The organism is Kribbella swartbergensis (assembly GCF_054784135.1).
Genome location: NZ_BAAGPM010000007.1, coordinates 104,468 through 126,755 on the forward strand (window position 1 = coordinate 104,468; position 22,288 = coordinate 126,755).

A 22,288-nucleotide genomic window follows, 5' to 3' on the forward strand; every position below is an offset into this window, starting at 1 on the left:
CTAACCGATCAGCTCCAGCACCGGGCCATCATGCAGGGCTCGATACACCTTGTCCCGTAAGGCGTTCGCCTCGGCGTCGGTGAGCGTCCGGTCCACCGGTCGGAGGACCAGTCTGATCAGCACGTTGCGCTGACCGGGCTGCAACTGAAGGCGATCGCGGGCCGGCTGCGGCAGATCGTCGTACGGCGCCTCACTCAAGACCTCGACGGACTCCGCCGCATCGGCGTCGACGCCGAGTGCGTTGCGGACCTTGTCGCCAAGCGCTTCCGGCGACACGTCGGCCTCCGCGTCCACGACGACGGAGAGGTCGCGGCGAACCGGTGGCATCGCGGACACCGGCCGGTACGGCGTCAGGTCGAGCATCTGGTTCGCCACCCGGGGATCCGTTGATCTGAGCAACCGGATGTCGCGAATGCCCTTGCGGAGCATGAGAAGGCGGTCAAGACCGGGTCCCATGGCCAGACCGGTCCAGCTGTCGTCCAGACCGGCCTTCCTGAGAACGTGAGGTGCGGCAACACCGCACTCACCGATCTCGATCCACTGGTCGTCGAGCAGTACGTCGATCTGGCGGCCGTGGATCGTGTACGGGTGCACCACGGGCACAGTCCGGTAGGTCTGACCCGGCAGGACGGTGTCGACGAGCCGGGCGATCATGTCCTCCAACTCGGCCTCCCCGAGCGTGACGTTCCGGCTGATCCGCCACAGGTCGAGCTGATGCGGCGTACCGGTGTGCTGCCAGTCGACCGCGTCCCGGCGGTAGCAGATGCCCGCGCAGACCATCAGTACGTCGGACGCCGTGGAGGCGGCCAGCTCACGCAGTGCCGGCGGGATCATCGCCGACGTGTGGCTCCGCAGTACTTCGGTCTCCGACGTGTAGCGGGTGTAGCGGGCCTCGCGGGTGACCGCGTCGGCGGCGTACCCGAGGTTGTCGTAGTTGTCGGCCAGAGTGACGACGGGATGATCGCGCCTGGTCCAGATTTCCGTGTACGGCCAGGCCTCGCCGAGCGCCGTACGGATCGCGTCGACGATCAACTGGATGGCGTGCGGGCCCTGGGCCGGGTCGGTCAGGTCGCGCAGGGACAGCGCAGAGTGCAGTTCTTCGATGGTGATCGACATGGGAGTCTCTCCAAGGTGACGGTCTCGACGGGGGTCCACCCCGGTCGGCCGCGGTCACCTCAGGAGAGAGCGCAGCAGTGGCTCACCCCGTCGGCACCGTCGTGCCGGCCGGGGCGGAGAAATCGCCGCCCGTACTGCGTCATGCGTCCACTGTACCCGGCACGTCCCCTTGCTGTCGGCCGGAATTCGTCGTGCACCCGGCCGGCATTCTTCCGGCATTCTGGTGGTAATCCCTGCCCGGAGCGCCGAATCGGATGCGACGATGGGGCGCATGCGATGGATCGACACCCTCGAAGCCGCGGCCGCCGAGAAGCTGCCCGAGGCCGTGCACCGGTACTTCCGGCAGGGCTCGGCCGGCGGGATCAGTGTGGGCGAGGCCGTCGCGGCCTGGTCGGCGTACCGCTTCCGGCCCCGCGTCCTGAACGACGTGTCCATGATCGAGTCCGGGACGACGGTGCTCGGGACGCCGGTCGGCGTGCCGGTGCTCGTGGCGCCGTCGACCATGCAACGGATGGCGGATCCGGACGGCGAGATCGCGATGGCGACCGGTGTCGGCGCGGCGAACTCGATCATCGGGATCTCCAGCAACGCCGGGACGACGTTCGCCGACCTCGGCGCGACCGGGGTGCCGTGGTGGCTGCAGATCTACATCGTGCGGAACCGTGAGATCACCAGGCAGATGCTGGACGCCGCGGTCGAGGCCGGCGCGCGGGCCGTCGTCCTGACCGTCGACACCCCGGTGGTCGGCCGCAAGGAGGACACCGGGGAGACGGTGTGGGACCTCGTCCAACCCGGCCATCTGCTGGCGAATCTGCCCCCGGGCGAGTGGGTCGACGCGGACCTGGCGAAGGCGGACGACCTGGGTCCGGAGGTGATCGGCTGGCTGGCCGAGCGGACCGGACTGCCGGTGGTGGTGAAGGGTGTGCTGCGTGGCGACGACGCCAAACGGTGCGCGGACGCGGGCGCGGCCGGCGTCATCGTGTCGAATCACGGCGGCCGTCAGCTCGACGGCTCCATCCCGACCGCGCAGGCATTGCCGGAGGTTGCCGAAGCGCTGGCCGGCACGGACACCGAGGTCTACGTCGACGGCGGCATCCGCCGCGGCGAGCACATCCTGACTGCTCTGGCGCTCGGCGCTCGAGCCGTCTTCGTCGGCCGCCCGGCTCTGTGGGCGCTCACGGTCGGGGGCGCCGCCAGTGTCACCCGGCTGCTCACGGATCTCGGCACCGAGCTGGACCACTGCCTCCGCCTGGTCGGCTGCCAAAGCCCGTCCGATCTCACCCCGGACCTCGTCACCCGGCGCTTCGTGGACTGATCGGCGTGGACAAGCTGCGGATCGTCACTCTGAACGCATTCCTGCCCGGTTACCGACTCCTGCACGACTTCGCGGAGCGGCACGGGCACGAGATCGTGCTCGTGGTGACCCTGCCGCAGACCAATCGGTACGGCGACGACGTCAATCCCCTCGCGGTCGACCTGCCCGACGGCAGCAACGTGCTGATCACCGGCAAGCTGCGCACCGTCGCCGCCCCGGTGATCGAGGCGATGCGCCCGGACGTCGTGATCTCGGCCGCGTTCCCCCGACTGATCCCGGCCGAGATCCTGGACATCCCGAAGTACGGCGCGATCAACTGCCACCCGTCGCCGCTGCCGGCCGGGCGCGGTCCGACACCGCAACGGCTGATCTACGAGGGCGACGACCGGGTCGGCGCGACCGTGCACCGAACCGCGGCGGAGTTCGACACCGGCACCATCCTCGCCCAGCGGATCGCCCCGCTCCCCGACGATCTCAACGGCGCCGCCATCATGCAGACCTGGCGGAGCCTCCTCGGCGAATGCCTCGACGAAGCCGTCCCCCGCCTCGTCTCCGGCGACCCCGGCGACCCGCAAGACCCGGCCGCCGCGACCGAAGCCCCCTTGTTCACCGAGGCGGAGCACTTCCTCGACCTCACCGAGCCGTCCGCCACCATCCGCCGGAAAGCCGCCGCCCTCAACGTCACGTCGCCCGCGGCGAAGGTGCGCCTGGACGGCACGTCGTACGTGATCAGCCGGACAGACGTCGTACCGACAGCCTCGACCGCAGCACCCGGCACCGTCCTCGAACGCGACGACAACGGCTGGACGGTCCAAACCGCCGACCGCCCGCTCCGCCTGACCCGCCACTCCCCCCAGCTTGTCGCCGCCACCTCGCCGGGAATGCAAAGGACCCCGGTCGAGTGACCGGGGTCCTTCGCGAGCTGCTCGACTGATCAGGCGTCGGCGCTTTCCTCGAGGAGGTTGCGGGTGAGGTTGGGGTCAACCTGGACACCCGGGCCCATCGTGGTCGAGAAGACCGCCTTCCTGATGTAGCGGCCCTTCGAGCTGGCCGGCTTCAGCCGGAGGATCTCCTCCAGCGCGGCGCTGTAGTTCTCCACCAGCTGGGCCTCGTCGAAGGAGGCCTTGCCGATGATGAAGTGCAGGTTCGCGTGCCGGTCGACCCGGAACTCGATCTTGCCGCCCTTGATGTCGGACACGGCCTTCGCCACGTCCGGGGTGACCGTGCCGGTCTTCGGGTTCGGCATCAGACCGCGCGGGCCGAGCACGCGGCCCAGCCGGCCGACCTTGCCCATCAGGTCGGGGGTGGCGACGACGGCGTCGAAGTCGAGCCAGCCCTCGGACACCTTCTTGATCATGTCGTCGTCGCCGACGAAGTCGGCGCCGGCGGCCTTCGCGGCCTCGGCCTTGTCACCGGTGGCGAAGACGAGGACCCGTGCCGTCTTGCCAGTACCGTGCGGAAGGTTGACGGTGCCGCGCACCATCTGGTCGGCCTTGCGGGGGTCGACCCCGAGACGCATCGCGACGTCGATGGTGGAGTTGAACTTCTTGCTGCCGGCGGCCTCCTTGGCCAGCCGGATCGCCTCGAGCGGCGTGTACAGCTTGTCGAAGTCGATCTTCTCCGCGACGGCGCGGTAAGCCTTGCTGCGCTGTGCCATGTGTGTTCCTCTCTGGGACGTGGTCTCCGGGCGGCGCTTTCGCCCTGCCACTACTGCGTGAAGTTGTTGCGGGTACGGCGGCCGGCCGGTGAACCGGCGTGGTCCGTCGTACCGAAGGCCGGTGTCAGGCCTCGACCGTGACGCCCATCGAGCGCGCGGTGCCCTCGATGATCTTCATCGCGGCGTCGATGTCGCGGGCGTTCAGGTCCGGCATCTTGGTGGTGGCGATCTCGCGGACCTGGTCCTTGGTGATCTTGCCGACCTTGTCCTTGTGCGGGACCGGCGAGCCCTTCTGCAGACCGGCGGCCTTCTTGATCATCTCCGGCGCCGGCGGCGTCTTGGTGACGAAGGTGAAGGAACGGTCTTCGTAGATGGTGATCTCGACCGGAACCACGTTGCCGCGCATGGACTCCGTCTGGGCGTTGTACGCCTTGCAGAACTCCATGATGTTGACGCCGTGCGGACCGAGCGCGGTACCGACCGGCGGTGCCGGCGTTGCGGCACCGGCCTGGAGCTGCACCTTGACCAGGGCAGCGATCTTCTTCTTGGGAGGCATTCTTTTCGGGTCCTTAGACTTTCTGGATCTGGCTGAAGCTGAGTTCCACCGGGGTCTCCCGGCCGAAGATCTCGACCAGCGCCTTGATCCGCTGGGCGTCGGCGTTGATCTCCGTGATCGTGGCGTGCAGGGTCGCGAACGGCCCGTCGACCACCATGACCGAGTCGCCGACACCGAAGTCCGCGACCTCGACCTTCTTCTTGGCCGCGGTCTTGGTCGGTGCGGCGCCGGCCTCGGCAGCCGCCGCCTCGGCCGCCGCCACGACGGCCGGAGCGAGCATCTTCTCCACCTCTTCGAGGCTGAGCGGGACGGGCTTCTGGCTGTTCCCGACGAAGCCGGTCACCGACGGCGTGTGCCGCACGGTGGCCCAGGACTCGTCGGTCAGGTCCATCCGGACCAGCACGTAGCCGGGAAGCACGGTGCGCTTCACCATCCGGCGCTGCCCGTTCTTGATCTCGGCGACCTCCTCGGTCGGCACGATGATCTCGAAGATGTAGTCCTCCATGTTCAGGGAGGTGATCCGGTTCTCCAGGTTGCTCTTGACCCGGTTCTCCATCCCTGAGTACGTGTGCACGACGTACCAGTCGCCGAACTGCGAACGCAGCCGGGCACGCAGCTCCTCGAGCGGGTCGCCCGGCTCCTCGGGCTCCTCCGGCTCGGCCTCGGCGGCCGCGAGGGCGTCCACGTCGGCGTCGCCGGAATCCTCGTCCGCGTCCTCGTCGGCGTCGTCGTCGGCCTGGCTCTGGGCGGCCGCCGTACCGGCGTCGGGGCCGGAGGAGAAGACCAGCTCGTCGGCGGCCGGCTCCCGCTCGGAGTCGTCGGCCGTCGTCGTGGCGGTCTCGACGGCTGTCTCGACATCGGCCGCGGTCACCGCCTCGTCGTCCGCGGCGCCGCCGGAGGCCACCGCCACGACAGGCTCGTCGTCGGAGTCGTCCTCGTCCGCCGGGCCTTCCTCGGCCTCGTCGTCGGCGGAGTACTCCTTGTCGTCGGAGTCCGCGTCGTCCTCGTCGCTGAGGTCGGCCTCGACGTCGATCTCCGCGAACGGGTCGTCGTCGTCGGCGACGAACAGCTCGTCGTCGTCGGTGTCGGTCTCGTCGAAGTCGAAGTCGAGGTCGTCGTCGGAGTCAGCGGATACGTCGAACTCGTCCTCCAGGTCGAGGATCTCGTCGTCGCGCTCGGACACGTTGTACTCCGTCATCTCTGCATCGGGTCTTGTCTGCTTCGGGTCGGGCCGCGGCCCGGAACCCCCGGCTCGGTCGTCGTGGGCGGCTACAGCGTCAGCCGAAGATCTTGAACATCGCCCAGCCGAAGGCGAGGTCGAGGACCGAGACGATCGCGATGACGAACACCACGAAGGTCAGCACGACCACGAAGTAGGTGGAGAGCTGCTTGCGAGTCGGCCAGACGACCTTGCGGAGCTCGGCAACCACCTGGCGGTAGAAGCGCAGCAGGCGGTTGCCCGACGTGCTCTCCGCAGGCTTGCCGGCGCCGGACGGTGCCGGGGTGCGCGTCTCCGTCACGACCTACCTCTTTCGCTAGCGGCGGCCTGACCGGCCCTGCGCCGGTCAGGATTTGCAGGGCACGAGGGACTTGAACCCCCAACCTTCGGTTTTGGAGACCGATGCTCTGCCAGTTGAGCTAGTGCCCTCTGCAATCCATCCGGACGCCGCTGCTGTGACCTGATCTCGGGCATGCCGGATCAGGGCCACCAACGCCCGGACTAGAAGAGTGTACGGGGTCGGAGCCACCTGGTCGAACTCAGCCCTCTGCGGCTTCGCCCGTCCCGGCCCTGCCCGCACGACCCCCGACCGGGCGCCGCACCGCGACCAGAACCATACAGCCCCCACCGCTCCCAACGGCCCACACCCCCCGCGTGTTCCCCGGATCCGGGGCGATGTGACCCCGGCGACCCGTGGTGCCAGGATGGGCACCATGGGTTCCAGGGTTTCGGCGCGGATCGGCGCCATCAGCGAATCGGCGACGCTCGCGGTCGACAGCAAGGCGAAGGCGCTCAAGGCGGCCGGGCGGCCGGTGATCGGGTTCGGGGCCGGTGAGCCGGACTTCCCGACGCCGGACTACATCGTCGAGGCGGCGGTCGAGGCGGCGCGCGATCCGAAGAACCACCGCTACAGCCCGGCCGGCGGCCTGCCGGAGCTGAAGCAGGCGATCGTCGACAAGACCCAGCGGGACTCCGGCTACCAGGTCGAGGCGGCCCAGGTGCTGGTCACCAACGGCGGCAAGCACGCGGTCTACAACGCGTTCGCGACGCTGCTCGACCCGGGTGACGAGGTGCTGCTGCCCGCGCCGTACTGGACGACGTACCCGGAGGCGATCCAGCTGGCCGGCGGCGTACCGGTCGAGGTGCTCGCCGACGAGACCCAGAACTACCTGGTCACCGTCGAGCAACTGGAGGCGGCCCGGACCGACAAGACCAAGGCGCTGCTGTTCTGCTCGCCGTCGAACCCGACCGGCGCGGTCGACACCCCGGAGGCGGTCGAGGCGATCGGCCGCTGGGCGCTGGAGCACGACATCTGGGTGATCACCGACGAGATCTACGAGCACCTGACCTACGGCGACACCAGGTCGACCTCGATCCCGGTCGCCGTACCGGAGATCGCGGACAGGACCGTCGTGCTGAACGGGGTCGCCAAGACCTACGCGATGACCGGCTGGCGGGTCGGCTGGATGATCGGCCCGAAGGACGTGATCAAGGCCGCGACCAACCTGCAGTCGCACCAGACCTCGAACGTCTGCAACATCGCCCAGCGGGCCGCGATCGCCGCGCTGACCGGCGACCTGAGCGCGGTCGACGAGATGAAGCAGGCGTTCGACCGGCGCCGCCGGACGATGGTCAGGATGCTGAACGAGATCCCCGGCATCGAGTGCCCGGAGCCGACCGGCGCGTTCTACGCCTATCCGTCGGTCAAGGGTGTGCTCGGCAAGGACATCAACGGGCGTACGCCGACCTCCTCGGCGGAGCTGGCCGAGATCATCCTGGACGAGGCCGAGGTGGCCGTCGTACCGGGAGAGGCGTTCGGTGCGCCGGGGTACCTGCGGCTGTCGTACGCCCTCGGCGACGCGGACCTGGCCGAGGGCGTCGGCCGGATCGCCAAACTGCTCAGCTGACCGCCGGGCCGTTCATCCAGCGGGTGGACGGCCCGATTTCTGTCCGGGCGCGGTGCGTCGGTAACCTTCTGTGATGACGCATCGGGATCTGCGGGTGCTGCCGAAGGCGCATCTGCATCTTCACTTCTCGGGCTCGATGCGGCACCTGACGCTGGTCGAGCTGGCCGACAAGCACGGCGTCCGGTTGCCCGACGCGCTGCGCACCGAGTGGCCCCCGGATCTGTCCGCCGCGGACGAGCGCGGCTGGTTCCGGTTCCAGCGGCTCTACGACATCGCCCGGTCGGTGCTGCGGACGGAGGACGACGTACGGCGCCTGGTCCGGGAAGCGGCCGAGGACGACAAGGCGGACGGATCGCGCTGGCTGGAGATCCAGGTCGACCCGTCCGGGTACGCGAACCGCTTCCACGGCATCACCGAGTTCACCGAGCTGGTCCTGGACGCGGCCCGGGACGCGTCGGCCTCGACCGGTATCGAGGTCCAGGTGGTCATCGCGGCCAACCGGACCCGTCATCCGCTCGACGCCCGGACGCTGGCCCGACTGGCCGCGCAGTACGTCGGGCGCGGTGTGGTCGGGTTCGGCCTGTCGAACGACGAGCGCCGCGGTACGACGTCGGAGTTCGCGCCCGCCTTCCGGATCGCCCGCAACGCCGGTCTGCTCTCCGCTCCACACGGCGGTGAGCTGTGTGGGCCGGCCACCGTGCGCACCTGCCTGGACGAGCTCGGCGCAGGCCGCATCGGCCACGGGGTCCGGTCGGTCGAGGACTCCGACCTCCTGAAGCGCATCGTCGACGCACAAGTGGCCCTCGAGGTCTGCCCCGCCTCCAACGTCTCCCTGGGTGTCTACCACCGTCCCGAGGACGTCCCCCTGCGGCAGCTCTACGAAGCCGGCGCCCGCATCGCCCTGGGTGCCGACGACCCGTTGCTGTTCGGCTCCCGCCTGGCCGAGCAGTACGAAACCGCCCGCACCGTCCACCACTTCACCGACGAAGAACTCGCCGACCTGGCCCGAGCCTCCATCCGAGCCTCCACCGCCCCACCCGAAGTCCAAAAACCCCTCCTCACCGAAATCGACAACTGGCTCGGCGTGAACACCGCCGCGCCCGCCTCGACGTACTAGGAAAAATGCCGGGAAAGTGCCTGGCCGGTTCCTGAGTAGGTCATTGTCCAGGGGCTTTCCCGAGGATTACGTTGCGTGCATGACGCCGACGAAGATCTTGTTGCCTGAGGACGAGTTGCCTACGCGGTGGTACAACGTGTTGCACGACCTGCCGACGCCACCGCCGCCGGTGCTGCATCCGGGGACGGGGCAGCCGGTGGGGCCGGACGATCTGGCTCCGCTGTTCCCGATGGACCTGATCCTGCAGGAGGTGTCGCAGGACCAGTACGTCGACATCCCGGGCGAGGTGCTCGACGTGTACCGGCTGTGGCGGCCGAGCCCGCTCTACCGGGCACACCGGCTGGAGAAGGCGCTCGACACCCCGGCGCGGATCTACTACAAGTACGAAGGTGTCTCCCCGGCCGGGTCGCACAAGCCGAACACCGCCGTGCCGCAGGCGTACTACAACGCCAAGTCCGGCGTCCGGAAGCTCACCACGGAGACCGGCGCCGGCCAGTGGGGTACGGCGCTCGCGTTCGCCTGTGCGCAGTACGGGCTGGAGTGCGAGGTCTGGCAGGTGCGGGCGTCGTACGACCAGAAGCCTTACCGCCGGGCGATGATGGAGGTCTTCGGCGCGACCGTCCACCCCAGCCCGTCGGAGCTGACCGAGTCCGGGCGGAAGATCCTCGCCGAGAATCCGGACTCCACCGGCTCGTTGGGGATCGCGATCAGTGAGGCCGTCGAGGCCGCCGTCCGGGACGAGACCGTGCACTACGCGCTCGGCTCGGTGCTGAACCATGTGCTGCTGCACCAGACGATCATCGGCGAGGAGGCGCTGATCCAGCTCGCCATGGTCGGTGAGACACCGGACCTGCTGGTCGGCTGCACCGGCGGCGGCTCGAACTTCGGCGGCCTGGCGTTCCCGTTCCTGCGGGAGAAGTGGGCCGGCCGGATGTCCCCGATCGTCCGCGCGGTCGAGCCGGCCGCCTGCCCGTCGCTGACGCAGGGCACGTACGCGTACGACTTCGGCGACACGATCGGGATGACGCCGCTGATGAAGATGCACACCCTCGGCCACGACTTCGTCCCCGACCCGATCCACGCGGGCGGCCTGCGGTACCACGGGATGAGCCCGCTGATCAGCCACCTCTACGAGACCGGTGAGATCGAGGCGATCGCCAAACCGCAGTCGGAGTGCTTCGCCGCCGGTGTGCAGTTCGCCCGCACCGAGGGCATCGTGCCGGCACCCGAGCCGACCCACGCGCTGGCCGCCGCGATCGAGGAAGCCCAACGCTGCAAGGAATCCGGCGAGGAGAAGGTCATCCTCACCGCCCTCTGCGGCCACGGCCACCTCGACCTGGCGGCGTACGACGCCTACCTCAGCGGCACCATCACCGATCGGGCCTGGGACGATGCCGACATCCAGGCCGCGGTGGCCCAGGCGCTCACACGCCTGCCCGCACTCAGCTAACCTCCACCGCGCTTCCACCAGGGTTTGGGCCGCTTGGCGACCGCTGCCAGCCAGTCCGCCGGGATGGCCCATCCCCTGGTGCTGAGTGCCTCGAAGTACTCGGCCTTGATGCTGTCCGGCAACCAGTACGTCGCCCGCTGCCGGCCGACCACCTCGAAGTACGTCGTACGCCGCCGAGCACTCCACACGATCGCCTGGTTGGAGCAGTACGCGAGCCGCACGTAATCCCACCGCGCCTGCGCGTCCTCCATGTCGAACGGCCGATCCCGCCCCTTCGGCCGCCCCTCCTGCTCGATCTCCTCGATCAAGCCTTGTACGAGTGCCCGGTCATCGGTCATCTGGTCCGGCAACCGCAGCGCCACCGGGTCGAGGACCACCTCACCCAACCGCGGCCTGGCAACCTCCAGAAACGCCTCCAGCAACGCGAAGGCCTCTTCGGCCCGGTCGAACCGCGTCAGTTCGGCATGCAACGTCGTCACTGCTTCGTCGGCCACAGCAGGACCCTAATCTGCCCTGCTCTGCCCCGAGTTGCCCCACCCGCTTACGCTCAGCTACCCCGTTCTCCGGACCGATCTGCCCCGATCAGGCCGCAGCCAGGCCCGGAAGTCGGCGGAAACCCCTTCCACAGCGGGGATTCCGGGGCAACTCGGGGCATTCCGGGGCAGCTTGGGGCAGATCATCCACAGACCCCGTTTTCGTGGTCGCGGACGGTGTTCGGGCACCTACAATTACCGCCATGCCAGAGCCCAACGAACTGCTGCGAGCCGCCCGGGAGCGGACGCCGTCGCGGCGCGCGCCCGGTGAGCAGATGTCGCGGGCCGAACTCGCCGAAGCCGTCTGCAGCTGGCTGTGGGAGACGACCGAGACGAAGTACGAGCTGGACGGCCACTACATCGCCAAGCTCGAGCGTGGCGCGGTCCGCTGGCCCGGAGCGGCGTACCGCTCGGGTCTGCGGTACGTGCTGAACGTCGCCGACGACAGCGAGCTCGGTTTCGTCCCGCCGGGCGGACCGGGGACGGCCGACCCGGAGCCCGGCACCAGTACGATGCTCGGCCTGGAGGACGAGCTGGTGCAGGCCGGCGACGAGTCGGTCGCGCTGCTCGCCCTCGCCGAGGAGTCGAACGTCGGCGACCTGACCGTCGAGCAGTTGCACGCCGACATCCTCCGGATCACCCAGAACTACCTGCGGACGCCGACCAAGGCGCTGTTCGTCCGCGCCCGCGCCGTCCGGGACCGCGCCTTCCGGCTGCTGTCCGGACGGCAGCCACCGAACCAGACCCGCGACCTGTACGTCACCGCCGGCTGGGCGCTGACGCTGCTCGGCTGGATGGCGGTGGACATGGGCCGTCCGGACATCGCGGAAAGCCACACCCGGACGGCGTGGGCCTGCGCCGACGCGGCCGATCACGACGACCTGCGCGCCTGGGTCCGCGCCACGCAGCACACGGCCGCGTACTGGCAGGACGACTTCGCGGCGGCGGCGTCGTACGCACAGGACGGGCTGCAGTTCGCCCGCGGCAGCTCGACGCTGTTCCTCGCGAGTGTGGCGGCGGTCGACCTGGCCCGGTCCGGCCGGCACGCCGAGGCGCGCGAGGCCCTTGCCATCGCAAAGCGTACGACGGTCCGCACCGACGTCCCCGAGCTCGGCGGCCCGTTCCTGTGTACGCCGGAACGCGCGGCCGGCATCTGGTCGGATGCGCACCTGGCGCTCGGCGAGGCGACCGAGACGCTGAAGCACGCCGATGAAGGTGTCGCGTTGTTCGAGGCCGCGCCGCATGCGGTTCGCAACTTCGGCTCGGAACGCATGGTCCGGCTGCAACTCGCCAAAGCCCAACTGCAACTCGGTGAACTCGACGGCGCGACCGAGGCCGTGTCGGCAGTGCTCAGCACCCCGGTCGAGTACCGCGTCCGCCCACTCATCCACCGGATCAGCGAGGTCGCCGCCCTCACCCGGCTCAGCCGGCACGCGACCGATCCGAAGGCGCTCGCGCTGCACGACTCGATCCGCGTCTTCATCCGTCACCCCGCCAGCCGGGCGACGCCCAGCAAGTAAGGAGGAGCACCGATGTTCGAGGAAGTCCGCGACCACTGGTACTGGCGACCCGGGTGGCGACCCGATCGCAGCTTCTACACCTGGCACATCACGTTCGAGGACCGACCAGAGATCGCGGCGCTGCATGCGTCGTACGCCGAGCTGCTCAACAACCTGCCCGGGTTCACGCCGGTCCCGCTGGAGTGGCTGCACATGACCCTGCAGGGTGTCGGTTTCACCGACCGCGTACCCGACGCGGACCTGGCCGACATCGTCGAGGCCACCCGTCGCCGCCTCACCCGGGTCGAGTCCTTCCCGGTCACCGTCGGCCCCGCCGTCCTCGACCCCGAGACCATCCAGCTCCCGGTCCGCCCGATCGAACCGCTACAACACCTCCGCGACCTCACCCGAGCCGCCATCACCGACGTCTGGGGCGACGACGCCGTACCCGAGCTCCCCGAACTCAACCCCCACATCACCCTCGCCTACTGCAACCACCCAGCCCCCGCAGCCCCCATCTCCACCCGCCTCCTAGCCCACACCCTCCACTCCACAGCCCTCTCCATCACCTCCCTGACCCTCATCTCCCTCACCCGAACCCACCACCTCTACCACTGGAAACCCCACGTCACCTTGAAGCTGACTTGAGCGCTGCCCTGATCACTTCTCAATGCAGGACCCCCGCGGCCTTCGCCTCCACACCTTCGTCGACGAGAACAAAACCCGCGGCCTTCTGATGGCCGCCGCAGCCTGTCCCGCCGCTTCCGTGAAGACAAACCGGAAAGCAATCACCGGCCTCCTGCTCGCCCGCCAACGCCGAATCCACTTTCAGAAAGAATCACCTGCCCGCCAGCGCAAGATCCTCGCCGCGATCGGCGAACTCGACTTTCGCGTCCGGCTGTACGCCGAGGCCCGAGCCGACGTGTCGAGCAGACACCGCTGCCTGACCGCGATCATCCGCGACGCCGCGCCGGCCACCGAGAGGCTGGTGGTGGAACGTGACGAGTCGACGCTCGACTTCGACCGGCAGACCCTCTACCGCGCCGTCCGCACCTACGAGTGCGTCGACAGCCTGCAGTACGAGTTGCTTGCTCCGCACCTCGATCCCCTGCTGTGGGTGCCTGATGCCGTCGTATGGGCGTGGGCCAAGGGCGGCGAGTGGCGGGAGGAGGTCCGGGGCTATTGCGAACTGGCAGTGGTCTGAACGCGCAGAACCCGGCTCACCAACCGTCCGGATGGCTGCCGGGTTCACTTCCCACAGGCTATTGCCCTGGGCACCGAAAGTATATCGACCTTGCCGGCCTCCCGCCACGTGGAAGGCCGGCAAAGCACCTCTGTTGCCGTAGGTGCGGATGTTGACTCCGCGGGCCTAGGACCGGAGGCTTCAGGACACGTCGGCGACTCCGGGGCGGCCGGCCTCGACCGTGATGCCTGCGCGGGTGAGCACTGGGCCGTCGGGGACGGTCACCTGGGGTACGACGCGGTAGTCGGTTCGCCAGGTGTCCCGCGACACGACGCAGCGCTGGTAACCGCGTTGGCTGTTGTGGAAACGCATGTGCGGGTTCTCCGCCAGCCAGGTGACGCCGAGGCTGTCCATGTCCGTCCCGTTGCCGCCCGAGCTGATCGACGTACCGAGGAACTCCGTGCCGACGGTCCGCGACGACGGGTCGGCGAAGTCCAGCTTGAGGTCCGCGGCCACGCTCCGGTGCGCGTCACCGGTGATCATCACGAAGTTGTCCACCTTGCGCTCGACCACGCCGTCGAACAGTCGCTGCCGGGCGGCGGCGTACCCGTCCCAGGTGTCCATCCCGAACCGCTCCGACTCGCCTGCGTCGTGGTCGGCCTCGAACGCGAAGATCTGGTTGCCGAGCACGTTCCACCGCGCGCGCGAGCGGCCGAGTCCGTCGAGCAGCCACTTCTCCTGCTCCGCGCCGAGCATCGTCCTGGCCGGGTCGAACCGGTCGTCGCATCCGCGGACGCATTCCAGTTGGTCGGTCCGGAACCGGCGGGTGTCGAGCACGTTCAGCTCGAGCAGGTTGCCGAAGGTCAATCGGCGGTACACCTGCATCTCGGGTCCGCGCGGCATCGACGTACGGCGCAGTGGCAGGTTCTCGTAGTACGCCTGGTACGCCGCGGCCCGGCGCTGACGGAACACGGCCGGGTCCTGGTCCGGCTCGTTGTCGATCTGCGAGATGTCGCCGGCCCAGTTGTTCTCGACGTCGTGGTCGTCGGGAGCGACCACCCACGGCGCGGCGGCGTGCGCGGCCCGCAGATCGGGATCGGACTTGTACTGCCCGTACCGGACCCGGTAGTCGGCCAGGCTGAACACCTCGGCCGTCGGGATGTGGCCCCGGCCGATCGTGCCCTGGCCGCCACCTTCGTAGATGTAGTCGCCGAGGTGGACGACGAGGTCGAGATCCTCGGCGGCCATGTGCCGGTACGCCGTGAAGTAGCCGTCGGTGTAGGCCTGGCAACTCGCGAACGCGAAGGTGAACTCGTTCAGCCGGCTGTACGACGCCGGCGCGGTCCGGGTCCGGCCGACCGGGCTGACCTGGTCGCCGACGACGAACCGGTACCAGTACTCACGATCCGGCCGCAGCCCGTGCACCTCGGCGTGGACCGAGTGACCCCACTCCGGTACGGCGTGCTCCACACCACGACGGACGATCCTGCGGAACTGCGGCTCCTCGGCGATCTCCCACCTCACCTGGAACCGCTCGGCCGGCATACCGCCGGACCCGTCGGGTGCGACGGGGTCCGGAGCAAGCCGGGTCCACAGCACGACGCCGTCCGGCTGCGGATCACCGGACGCGACGCCGAGCGTGAAGAGGTCGCCGAGCCGGGAGGAGGCTTTCGCCTCTGGGACGAGGGTGGTGGCGACGGCGGCGGCGCCGGCCAGGGTGAGAAAGTGTCGACGGCCGAGATGGGCGGGCAACTCTCGCATGAATCCTCCAGCGATGGGTCTGAAGCCGTAAGTCATTCACAGCTATCGGACTCCGAGCCGAAGAACAAGAGAACGAGAGGTTGCGTTCAGAGGCTGCAGTTCACCAGGACGGGTTCGTTCACCAAAGTAATGCCGAAGGCCTGGTGGACCTGGGCCCGGATGTGGGCGGCCAGGGCGAGGATCTCCTTGGCCGTCGCGTTGCCGCGGTTGGTCAGCGCCAGGGTGTGCTTGGTGGAGACCGAGGCGGCGCCGATCGCGAACCCCTTCGGGATGCCGGCGTGCTCGATCAACCAGGCCGCGCTGGTCTTCACCCGGCCGTCCGGGAGTGGCCACTGCGGTGCACCGGCCGGTACGTCGGCCGCCTCGTCCAGGATCGGGTTGGTGAAGAACGAGCCGGCACTCCAGGTGTCGTGGTCGGCCTCGTCGAGCACCATGCCCTTGGTGCGCCGCAACCCCAGCACCGCTTCGCGTACGTCGGTCATCGGTGCGCGCGAACCTGGCTCGACATCGAGTACGCGCGCCAGTTCGGCGTACCCGACCGGTGCGGACAACTCGCCCAGCTTCAACTGGAACGTCACCTCGAGGACGACGTACCGGGACGGATCGGCCTTGAACCGCGAGTGCCGGTAGCTGAAACCGCAGTCGGCCGCGAAGATCGTTCGGACCTGGTTGTCGACCCGGTCCCACACCCGCACCGACGAAATCGTCTCGGCCACCTCGTGACCGTACGCGCCGACGTTCTGCACCGGCGTCGAACCGGTCAACCCGGGGATGCCGGACATCGACTCCAGGCCGCTCCACTCCTCGGCGATCGCGCGCTGGACCACCGCGTCCCAGTCCTCACCCGCCTGGATGGCGACCATCGCGCCGGAACACAGGTCCGCGTCGACGCGGATCCCGCGCGTCCCGACCTTGATCACGGTGCCGCGGAAGCCGTCGTCGCCGATCACCACGTTGCTGCCGCCGGACAGCAGCAGCACCGGCTCACCGGCCGCGTCGGCGTCGCGGACCGCGGTGATCAGGTCGTCCTCGGTGGTGACCTCGACCAGCTTGTCGGCCAGCCCTCCGATCCGCAGGGTGGTGAAGTCGGCCAGGCGTACGTGGGTCTTCACTGGACGCGCACGACCGCCCTGGCCCGGCCGAGCACCTTCTCCTCGCCGGCGATCGCGGTGATGTCGATCTCGGCCTGCCCGTCCGCGACCTTGTCGACCTTCGCCGAGAACGTCACACTCGCGCCCTTGTCGTCGTCCGGTACGACGACCGGCTTGGTGAACCGTACGCCGTACTCGACCAGGTCGGCCGGGTCGTCGAGCCAGTCGGTGACGACGCGGGCCGCGGACGCCATGGTCAGCATGCCGTGCGCGATCACTCCGGGCAGGCCGAGCGCGGCCGCCATCCGGTCGCTCCAGTGGATCGGGTTGAAGTCGCCGCTGGCGCCGGCGTACCGGACCAGGTCCTCACGCCGGAACGTCACGGTCAGCGGGGGCAGCTCGAGGCCGGGGGCCGCGGTTTTCATGCGTCCGCCCGGTTGTGCGAGATCGTTGAGGTCGAGGTGGCGATCGGCTCACCGTCGACGGTGGTCAGGGCGGTCTCGTACATGATCACCTCGACGTCACCGGCCTTGCGCACGGTGGTGATCGTCGCGGTCGCGGCGATGTCGTCGCCGGCCTTGATCGGGCGGGTGTAGGCGAACTTCTGCGCGCCGTGCACGATCCGGTCCAGCCGCAGTCCGAGCTCCTCGTCGTTCAGCAACCGCTCCAGCACCCGGCTGCCGACCATGAACGCGAACGTGGGCGGCGCGATCGCGTCGTCGCCCCGGTACGCCGGGTTCGGGTCGCCGATCGCGTCGGCGAACTCGCGGATCTTCTCCCGGCCCACCTGGTAGGACTCGGCGGCCGCGTACGTCCGGCCGACCATCGTGGCGTCGATCGTCATATCCCCAAACCCTACTGGCAGACTAGGGCGCCGAGTGCCGCTACCCACTCACAGTGAGACCGACTGGGGAAGGTTGAACGTGACGGCTGTGACGGCGCTGGCCAGGTACGCGCCTCGGTACAAGCTGGAGATCGGCGAGCCTTCGGGATCCGAGTGGCTGAGGGCGGACCGGATCCTCGAGCCGGACAGTCCCGAGCTGACCGAGCTGCTCAAGCGCGACCACGACGCCAGCGGACACCGGTCGGCCCATGCGAACGCGCTCAGCCTGATGTCGTTCTACGCCGGGCGTGCACCCGCGGCCGCGCTGCTGCTGTGGGCGCTCGAGGGGCATGTGCTCGACGTCCGCCCCGAGAACCTGTGGGTCCGTCCGCGCGACGGGCACGGCCTGGCCGCCGTCGCCATCCGCTCCGCTCGCTACCTTCCGGGCGGTCTGGAGACCTTGTACGACGTGGTGCTCCGGCAGCACCTGCTACCGCTCTCGGCCGAGTTGCGCCGCCGTACCCGAGCCGGACTCCGTCAGTTGCACGGTGGTGTGGCGGCCGGCTGCGCGATGGGGTTCTGTGCCGCCACTCGGGAGCAGGAGACCGTGTCGCTCACCTATCTCCTGGAGCGCTGGCAGACCTTCGTCGCCAAGGCTCCCGGCGGCCTCGCGCGTCTCGGCGACGTGGAGATCGCCGCAGGCAAGCTCGTCTACCTCCGCAACACCTGCTGCCTCTACTACACAAGCGAAGCCGGCACCGGCAACCTCTGCGGCTCCTGCTGCCTAACCCCCCGCGAAGCCCGCCTGACCGCCTACGAGTCCGGCCGCCCCATCCTCACCGTCTGAACCCAGGCACAGCAAAGGCCGCTTCGGGGTCCGAAGCGGCCTTGCGGAAAGCTCTGAAGAAGCAGACCTCAGCGGGTTTCGCGGTGCACACCTACCACCCCCCGCGAGCTTGCTCGCGGACACAACCCGGCACCTGCTGAGGCGCGGCACGCACGCCCATCAGGCACAGCGAAGGCCGCTTCGGGGTCCGAAGCGGCCTTGCGGAAAGCTGTGAAAAAGCAGACCTCAGCGGGTTTCGCGGTGGTCGGTGTGGTCGTTGCAGCGGGCGCAGTACTTCTTCAGCTCAAGACGATCCGGGTCGTTGCGCCGGTTCTTCTTGGTGATGTAGTTGCGCTCCTTGCAGACGGTGCACGCCAGCGTGATCTTCGGGCGGATGTCGGTTGCCTTGGCCACTGCTGCCTCTTCTTGTCAGGAGTGCACAGGTGCGCGCACTCTCGTAGTACTGGTCGGTGGGTAGCGGGGGCGGGAGTCGAACCCGCGACACCACGATTATGAGCCGTGTGCTCTAACCACCTGAGCTACCCCGCCGGGAGAGTTCGTCACCCCACCCGGCGGACCGGGTGAGATGCCGCGCTCAGAGCCCCTTTACGGAATCGAACCGTAGACCTTCTCCTTACCATGGAGACGCTCTGCCGACTGAGCTAAAGGGGCGGGCCGAGGAGAGAGATTACACGGTCCGTTGCCTCGATGTGAAATCGAGCCAGGCGCACCTTGTGGCCCCCTCTGTCCGACCCGGAAAGCATACCGGTTCCACGGCAGTGCTTCTGACCAAATTCACCCCAGTACGCCGTCATCGGCCGAAAAGTCGTCCGACGCGTCCGGCGGCGGGTTCTCCAAATGCCACCGCACCGACCGCCGCAGGCTCCCGGCCGGATCGGCCGGCGCCCACCCGAGCACCGTCCGGGCCTTCCACGAATCCATCAACAGATGCTGGCTCAGCGCACCGGTGAGCGAGAGATCCTCGGGCAACTGGTCGTCCCGGACCGTGACCAGCTCGGCATCCGACGCACCTGCGGCGGCGAGGATCTGCTCAGCGAACAGCCGGTACGGCGCTGTGACCGGCTCCACGATGTTGAACGCCTCACCACGGTGATCACCGGCCAGCGCCAACGACACCGCGGCCGCGACATCGCCGACGTACACCCGACTGAACAGGAACTGCCCCGATCCGACGGGGATCCGCTTCCGCCCCGCCCGCACCCGGCGCAGGACGAACTCGAACCGCCGCTGGTAGTCGTGCTCCCCGTACACCGCCCCCAACCGCAGCACCGTCGCTCCCCGCGGCAGGTACCGCTCTTCCACTTCGCGGTTCTCGTACTGCGGCCCGTCGACGAACCGCCTCTCCCGCAGCGGCGACTCCTCGGTCAGCGGCAACGCGTCCGTCGTACGGTCGGAGTGCAGACCGTCGTACGCGCGGTAGACGTCACCACTGGAGATCGCCACGAGCTTCACCGCCGGTCCCACCGCTCCGAGGGCCGCGTCGGCCGCCGCCGCATTCATCCCCGAAATGTCGACCAGCGCCTCCGCGCCGAACGGCTTCAGGGCGGCAGCGAGCGCTGGGCCATCGTGCCGATCCACGTGCGCGTGCTCGACGACGGGCAGGTCCGCGGGCTCGTGTTCGCCGCGGTGCACGACCAGCAGCTCATGCCCCTCCCCACCCAGCCGCTCGACCACGGCCCGCCCGATGAACTGTGTCCCGCCGAGAATCGCGATCCGCATGCCCCAGTCCTACCGGCCGACCCAGCCCCACAGAAGCACCGTCTGCGGCAGGCAGAAACGGCCGACCACGGAGACACCCGCCGCCTTATACCGGTCCGGAGGGCCCGATCGGCGCCAATCATGCAGTGATCCTCATCACGCCCGCATTCAACTACCCGCTAGTCGCATCTACGCGTGAGCATCTACGCGCCGCCAGAAGGCGCTCACGGTCCGTGTGCGAATTTTCTTCATCTGCGCGCGACCGAGGTTTGAGGGCTTCGTGACCTTCTCGTTATGGTCGTTGGGCCGCTGTACCCCTCGCAGCGGTAGTCCCTCCCTGGAAGGCCCCCTCCCCTGTGTCTCGACAACCTCACGCGCCCGCTGCTCCGCGCCGGGTCGCCAAGCACCGCTCGTCCCGTCGAAGTACCGGCCGCCGCGCGCAGCTCATCGGCCTCACCGCCGCTCTTGCTGCCGCGGCCGGCACCACCGCGGTCGGTCTCACCTCCTCCGCCACCAACCCGTCGACCGCCGGCACCGGCCTGAGCCCCTCACAGGCCGGCGCGCTGAACGCGGCCCGGGTGGAACGGCGGGACCTCGCGTCCCGTGACGCGTCCCGGATCGACCTGTCCCTCGCCGCGACCCGCAAGGCGCAGGCCGAGCAGGCCGCCAAGCAGCGCGCCGCCCGGCTCGCCGCGAACGCGACGCTGACCCAGCGCCGCGCGCTCGCGCTGGCCGCCGCGAAGGCCGCCGCCGCCAAGAAGGCCGCGGCGCAGGCCCGTGCGCTGGCCGCGGCGAAGGCGGCCGCGATCGCCAAGGCCAAGGCGGCGGCCGAGGCAGACGCGAAGGCCAAGGCCGAAGCCAAGGCCGAGGCATCGAAGAACAAGGTTGTGCTGCCGACCACCGGCTACCGGCTGACCGCGCGCTTCGGACAGGGCGGCAGTCGATGGGCCCGCAACCACACCGGCCTCGACTTCGCCGCCCCCATCGGCACCCCGGTTCGTGCGGTGATGGCCGGTGAGGTCGTCCAGGCGTCGTACGAAGGTGCGTACGGGCGGCAGGTGAAGGTCCGTCACGCCGACGGCACGGTCACGTCGTACAGCCACATGTCCGCGTTCGACGTGTCGGTCGGCGACATGGTGTCCCCCGGCGAGCAGGTCGGCGCGATCGGCATGACCGGCAACACCACCGGCCCGCACCTGCACTTCGAGGTCCTGCTCGGTGGCAGCAACCAGGTCAACCCGGAGCCGTGGCTCCGCGACCACGGCGTCACCGCGTAGCACCCAAAAACCTCGCCACTGTCGTCACGAAGGCGTCGGCGTCGTCCAGCCACGGGTGGTGGGCGACGCCGGGCAGGACGACGAACCGAACATCTTCCTCCCCGGTCATCAGCCGCTAGGAACACCTAGAGGTTTTTGGCCATGGCGATGGCGTCGATGTAGGTGCCTTCGATGAGGAATTCGTTGGGGTGGGTGCCTTCGACGACGTAGCCGTGGCGTTCGTAGAGGCGGCGGGCTGCGGTGTTGGTGCTGTGGACGTGCAGGCTGATCTTGCGGGCGCCGCGGAGCCGCCCCTCGGCGGCGGCGGCTTCCAGGAGGGTGCTGGCGACGCCTCGGCCGCGAGCCTCGTTGGCGACCGCCAGGCCGTTGATGGCCAGGACTCCGGCACCCTCCGGGAACGGGTACTTGTCCTGCAGCCGGAGATAGCCGACCACCTGACCGTCGTACTCGGCGACCAGGTGGGCCTCCGGCCCGGTGCGGGCGAAGAAGCTGTCCTTGATGGTCTCCTGGTACGACGGGAAACCCGAGGTGGCATCCCAGGACGTCTGGTCGATCCGGAGGAGTACGGCGTCGTCGGACTCGACGGCACGGCGAATGGTCAGGTGGTTGGCGGTCACCGCACAATCCTCACCCGCCGACCGGGCCGGCCTCCGACAGGGTGCCGGGAAGTGCCCGCCGTTGGGCTAGCGGGGCTCTTCCGGCGGATCGGGCAGTACGGCGAGCGGCCGCTGCACCCACGCGACGCTGTGCCACGCGCCGAGTTTCCAGCCGATGTCGCGGTAGGTGCCGATCGGTTCGAAGCCGAGTGCCTTGTGCAGGCCGACGCTGGCGTCGTTCGGCAGCGTCATCCCGGCGACCGCCGTACGGTAGCCGCGCTCGATCAGGCGCTCGAACAGGGCCTCGTAGAGCGCGCGTCCGCCACCGGTCCGGCGACGGCCGCGCTCCAGGTAGACGCTCACCTCGCACGACCACCGGTACGCCGCTCGCGGCTTCATCGGACCCGCGTACGCGTACCCGACCACCCGCCCCTCGTCCTCCAGCACCATCCAGGCGTGGGTCGCCAGCGCGGACTCGATCCGCGCGGCCATCTCCTCGACCGTCGGCGGCTCGGTCTCGAACGTGATCGCCGTACCGGTGACGTAGGGCGCGTAGATCGCCACGCAGGCCTCGGCGTCGAGCGGCGAGGCGTGTCTGATCTTCGACATGGCACGATAGTAGCCACAGTTGCCGCTATAGTGG

At 69.1% G+C, this 22,288-nt stretch carries 24 protein-coding genes and 3 tRNA genes; 10 read left to right on the top strand and 17 right to left on the bottom strand.

The window, feature by feature from the left end; all coding sequences use genetic code 11:
* Positions 1-1,116, bottom strand: coding sequence for a PheS-related mystery ligase SrmL (gene srmL / locus ACYVOK_RS01965; protein WP_460660466.1), 1,116 nt, complete (start codon positions 1,114-1,116; stop codon positions 1-3).
* A 271-nt stretch (positions 1,117-1,387) separates the two neighbouring features.
* Here srmL and ACYVOK_RS01970 point away from each other — a divergent pair, with 271 nt between their 5' ends.
* Complete coding sequence (locus tag ACYVOK_RS01970; RefSeq protein WP_460660467.1) at positions 1,388-2,431, top strand: alpha-hydroxy acid oxidase; 1,044 nt, start codon at positions 1,388-1,390, stop codon at positions 2,429-2,431.
* A gap of 5 nt (positions 2,432-2,436) precedes the next feature.
* The gene (locus ACYVOK_RS01975) at positions 2,437-3,336 is read left to right on the top strand and encodes a methionyl-tRNA formyltransferase (protein ID WP_460660468.1); all 900 of its coding nucleotides are present in this window, start codon (positions 2,437-2,439) and stop codon (positions 3,334-3,336) included.
* Positions 3,337-3,365: 29 nt separating this feature from the next.
* Here ACYVOK_RS01975 and rplA read toward each other — a convergent pair whose 3' ends face one another.
* The 5 genes from rplA to ACYVOK_RS02000 form a co-directional block, all read right to left on the bottom strand.
* Positions 3,366-4,088 (bottom strand): 50S ribosomal protein L1, encoded by a 723-nt coding sequence (gene rplA / locus ACYVOK_RS01980; protein ID WP_460660469.1) that lies wholly within the window; start codon positions 4,086-4,088, stop codon positions 3,366-3,368.
* A gap of 124 nt (positions 4,089-4,212) precedes the next feature.
* On the bottom strand, positions 4,213-4,644 hold the full coding sequence (rplK, locus tag ACYVOK_RS01985) for a 50S ribosomal protein L11 (RefSeq protein WP_355458851.1): 432 nt from the start codon (positions 4,642-4,644) through the stop codon (positions 4,213-4,215).
* A 13-nt stretch (positions 4,645-4,657) separates the two neighbouring features.
* Positions 4,658-5,842, bottom strand: coding sequence for a transcription termination/antitermination protein NusG (nusG, locus tag ACYVOK_RS01990; protein ID WP_460660470.1), 1,185 nt, complete (start codon positions 5,840-5,842; stop codon positions 4,658-4,660).
* Positions 5,843-5,921: 79 nt separating this feature from the next.
* Positions 5,922-6,164, bottom strand: coding sequence for a preprotein translocase subunit SecE (secE, locus tag ACYVOK_RS01995; protein WP_460660471.1), 243 nt, complete (start codon positions 6,162-6,164; stop codon positions 5,922-5,924).
* A gap of 55 nt (positions 6,165-6,219) precedes the next feature.
* Positions 6,220-6,292: transfer RNA gene (locus ACYVOK_RS02000), tRNA-Trp, on the bottom strand.
* 284 nt (positions 6,293-6,576) lie between these two features.
* Between ACYVOK_RS02000 and ACYVOK_RS02005 the strand changes: the two genes are divergently transcribed.
* From ACYVOK_RS02005 to ACYVOK_RS02015, 3 genes are all read left to right on the top strand, one after another.
* Complete coding sequence (locus ACYVOK_RS02005) at positions 6,577-7,770, top strand: pyridoxal phosphate-dependent aminotransferase (RefSeq protein ID WP_460660472.1); 1,194 nt, start codon at positions 6,577-6,579, stop codon at positions 7,768-7,770.
* Between the two features lie 73 nt (positions 7,771-7,843).
* The gene (locus tag ACYVOK_RS02010; protein ID WP_460660473.1) at positions 7,844-8,887 is read left to right on the top strand and encodes an adenosine deaminase; all 1,044 of its coding nucleotides are present in this window, start codon (positions 7,844-7,846) and stop codon (positions 8,885-8,887) included.
* Positions 8,888-8,966: 79 nt separating this feature from the next.
* Positions 8,967-10,337, top strand: a complete 1,371-nt coding sequence (locus ACYVOK_RS02015) for a TrpB-like pyridoxal phosphate-dependent enzyme (protein WP_460660474.1) — start codon at positions 8,967-8,969, stop codon at positions 10,335-10,337.
* Here ACYVOK_RS02015 and ACYVOK_RS02020 read toward each other — a convergent pair.
* On the bottom strand, positions 10,334-10,831 hold the full coding sequence (locus ACYVOK_RS02020; RefSeq protein ID WP_460660475.1) for a hypothetical protein: 498 nt from the start codon (positions 10,829-10,831) through the stop codon (positions 10,334-10,336). The genes ACYVOK_RS02015 and ACYVOK_RS02020 overlap by 4 nt on opposite strands.
* A 242-nt stretch (positions 10,832-11,073) precedes the next feature.
* On the opposite strand from ACYVOK_RS02020, the gene ACYVOK_RS02025 reads away from it, so the two are divergent.
* The 3 genes from ACYVOK_RS02025 to ACYVOK_RS02035 all read left to right on the top strand — a co-directional run bounded on the left by ACYVOK_RS02025 (position 11,074) and on the right by ACYVOK_RS02035 (position 13,573).
* Positions 11,074-12,390 (top strand): hypothetical protein, encoded by a 1,317-nt coding sequence (locus ACYVOK_RS02025; RefSeq protein WP_460660476.1) that lies wholly within the window; start codon positions 11,074-11,076, stop codon positions 12,388-12,390.
* Positions 12,391-12,402: 12 nt separating this feature from the next.
* The gene (locus ACYVOK_RS02030) at positions 12,403-13,017 is read left to right on the top strand and encodes a 2'-5' RNA ligase family protein (RefSeq protein WP_460660477.1); all 615 of its coding nucleotides are present in this window, start codon (positions 12,403-12,405) and stop codon (positions 13,015-13,017) included.
* 118 nt (positions 13,018-13,135) lie between these two features.
* Positions 13,136-13,573: a hypothetical protein gene (locus ACYVOK_RS02035; RefSeq protein ID WP_460660478.1), complete on the top strand. Its 438-nt coding sequence runs from the start codon at positions 13,136-13,138 to the stop codon at positions 13,571-13,573.
* Between the two features lie 180 nt (positions 13,574-13,753).
* On the opposite strand, the gene ACYVOK_RS02040 is transcribed toward ACYVOK_RS02035, so the two are convergent.
* The 4 genes from ACYVOK_RS02040 to ACYVOK_RS02055 form a co-directional block, all read right to left on the bottom strand.
* Complete coding sequence (locus ACYVOK_RS02040; protein ID WP_460660479.1) at positions 13,754-15,313, bottom strand: alkaline phosphatase D family protein; 1,560 nt, start codon at positions 15,311-15,313, stop codon at positions 13,754-13,756.
* A gap of 86 nt (positions 15,314-15,399) precedes the next feature.
* A complete protein-coding gene (locus ACYVOK_RS02045; protein ID WP_460660480.1) occupies positions 15,400-16,425 on the bottom strand; it encodes a UDP-N-acetylmuramate dehydrogenase in 1,026 nt (341 codons plus the stop codon).
* Complete coding sequence (locus tag ACYVOK_RS02050) at positions 16,422-16,829, bottom strand: MaoC/PaaZ C-terminal domain-containing protein (RefSeq protein WP_460660481.1); 408 nt, start codon at positions 16,827-16,829, stop codon at positions 16,422-16,424. Before ACYVOK_RS02050 ends, ACYVOK_RS02045 begins: the two co-directional genes overlap by 4 nt.
* A complete protein-coding gene (locus tag ACYVOK_RS02055) occupies positions 16,826-17,248 on the bottom strand; it encodes an FAS1-like dehydratase domain-containing protein (RefSeq protein ID WP_460660482.1) in 423 nt (140 codons plus the stop codon). The genes ACYVOK_RS02050 and ACYVOK_RS02055 overlap by 4 nt, the downstream gene beginning before the upstream one ends.
* A gap of 79 nt (positions 17,249-17,327) precedes the next feature.
* On the opposite strand from ACYVOK_RS02055, the gene ACYVOK_RS02060 reads away from it, so the two are divergent.
* Entirely contained in the window at positions 17,328-18,074 is a 747-nt protein-coding gene (locus ACYVOK_RS02060) for a hypothetical protein (protein ID WP_460660483.1), read from the top strand.
* A gap of 225 nt (positions 18,075-18,299) precedes the next feature.
* On the opposite strand, the gene rpmG is transcribed toward ACYVOK_RS02060, so the two are convergent.
* The 4 genes from rpmG to ACYVOK_RS02080 all read right to left on the bottom strand — a co-directional run bounded on the left by rpmG (position 18,300) and on the right by ACYVOK_RS02080 (position 19,793).
* A complete protein-coding gene (gene rpmG, locus ACYVOK_RS02065) occupies positions 18,300-18,467 on the bottom strand; it encodes a 50S ribosomal protein L33 (RefSeq protein WP_133800754.1) in 168 nt (55 codons plus the stop codon).
* A gap of 61 nt (positions 18,468-18,528) precedes the next feature.
* Positions 18,529-18,602: transfer RNA gene (locus ACYVOK_RS02070), tRNA-Met, on the bottom strand.
* A 50-nt stretch (positions 18,603-18,652) separates the two neighbouring features.
* Positions 18,653-18,725: transfer RNA gene (locus ACYVOK_RS02075), tRNA-Thr, on the bottom strand.
* Between the two features lie 123 nt (positions 18,726-18,848).
* Positions 18,849-19,793, bottom strand: coding sequence for an NAD-dependent epimerase/dehydratase family protein (locus ACYVOK_RS02080; protein WP_460660484.1), 945 nt, complete (start codon positions 19,791-19,793; stop codon positions 18,849-18,851).
* Positions 19,794-20,128: 335 nt separating this feature from the next.
* On the opposite strand from ACYVOK_RS02080, the gene ACYVOK_RS02085 reads away from it, so the two are divergent.
* The gene (locus tag ACYVOK_RS02085) at positions 20,129-21,049 is read left to right on the top strand and encodes a M23 family metallopeptidase (protein WP_460660485.1); all 921 of its coding nucleotides are present in this window, start codon (positions 20,129-20,131) and stop codon (positions 21,047-21,049) included.
* 125 nt (positions 21,050-21,174) lie between these two features.
* On the opposite strand, the gene ACYVOK_RS02090 is transcribed toward ACYVOK_RS02085, so the two are convergent.
* Together ACYVOK_RS02090 and ACYVOK_RS02095 are read right to left on the bottom strand one after the other, a co-directional pair.
* A complete protein-coding gene (locus tag ACYVOK_RS02090) occupies positions 21,175-21,666 on the bottom strand; it encodes a GNAT family N-acetyltransferase (protein WP_460660486.1) in 492 nt (163 codons plus the stop codon).
* A gap of 66 nt (positions 21,667-21,732) precedes the next feature.
* Positions 21,733-22,254, bottom strand: a complete 522-nt coding sequence (locus tag ACYVOK_RS02095) for an arsinothricin resistance N-acetyltransferase ArsN1 family B (protein WP_460660487.1) — start codon at positions 22,252-22,254, stop codon at positions 21,733-21,735.
* Between the last annotated feature and the right edge of the window lie 34 nt (positions 22,255-22,288).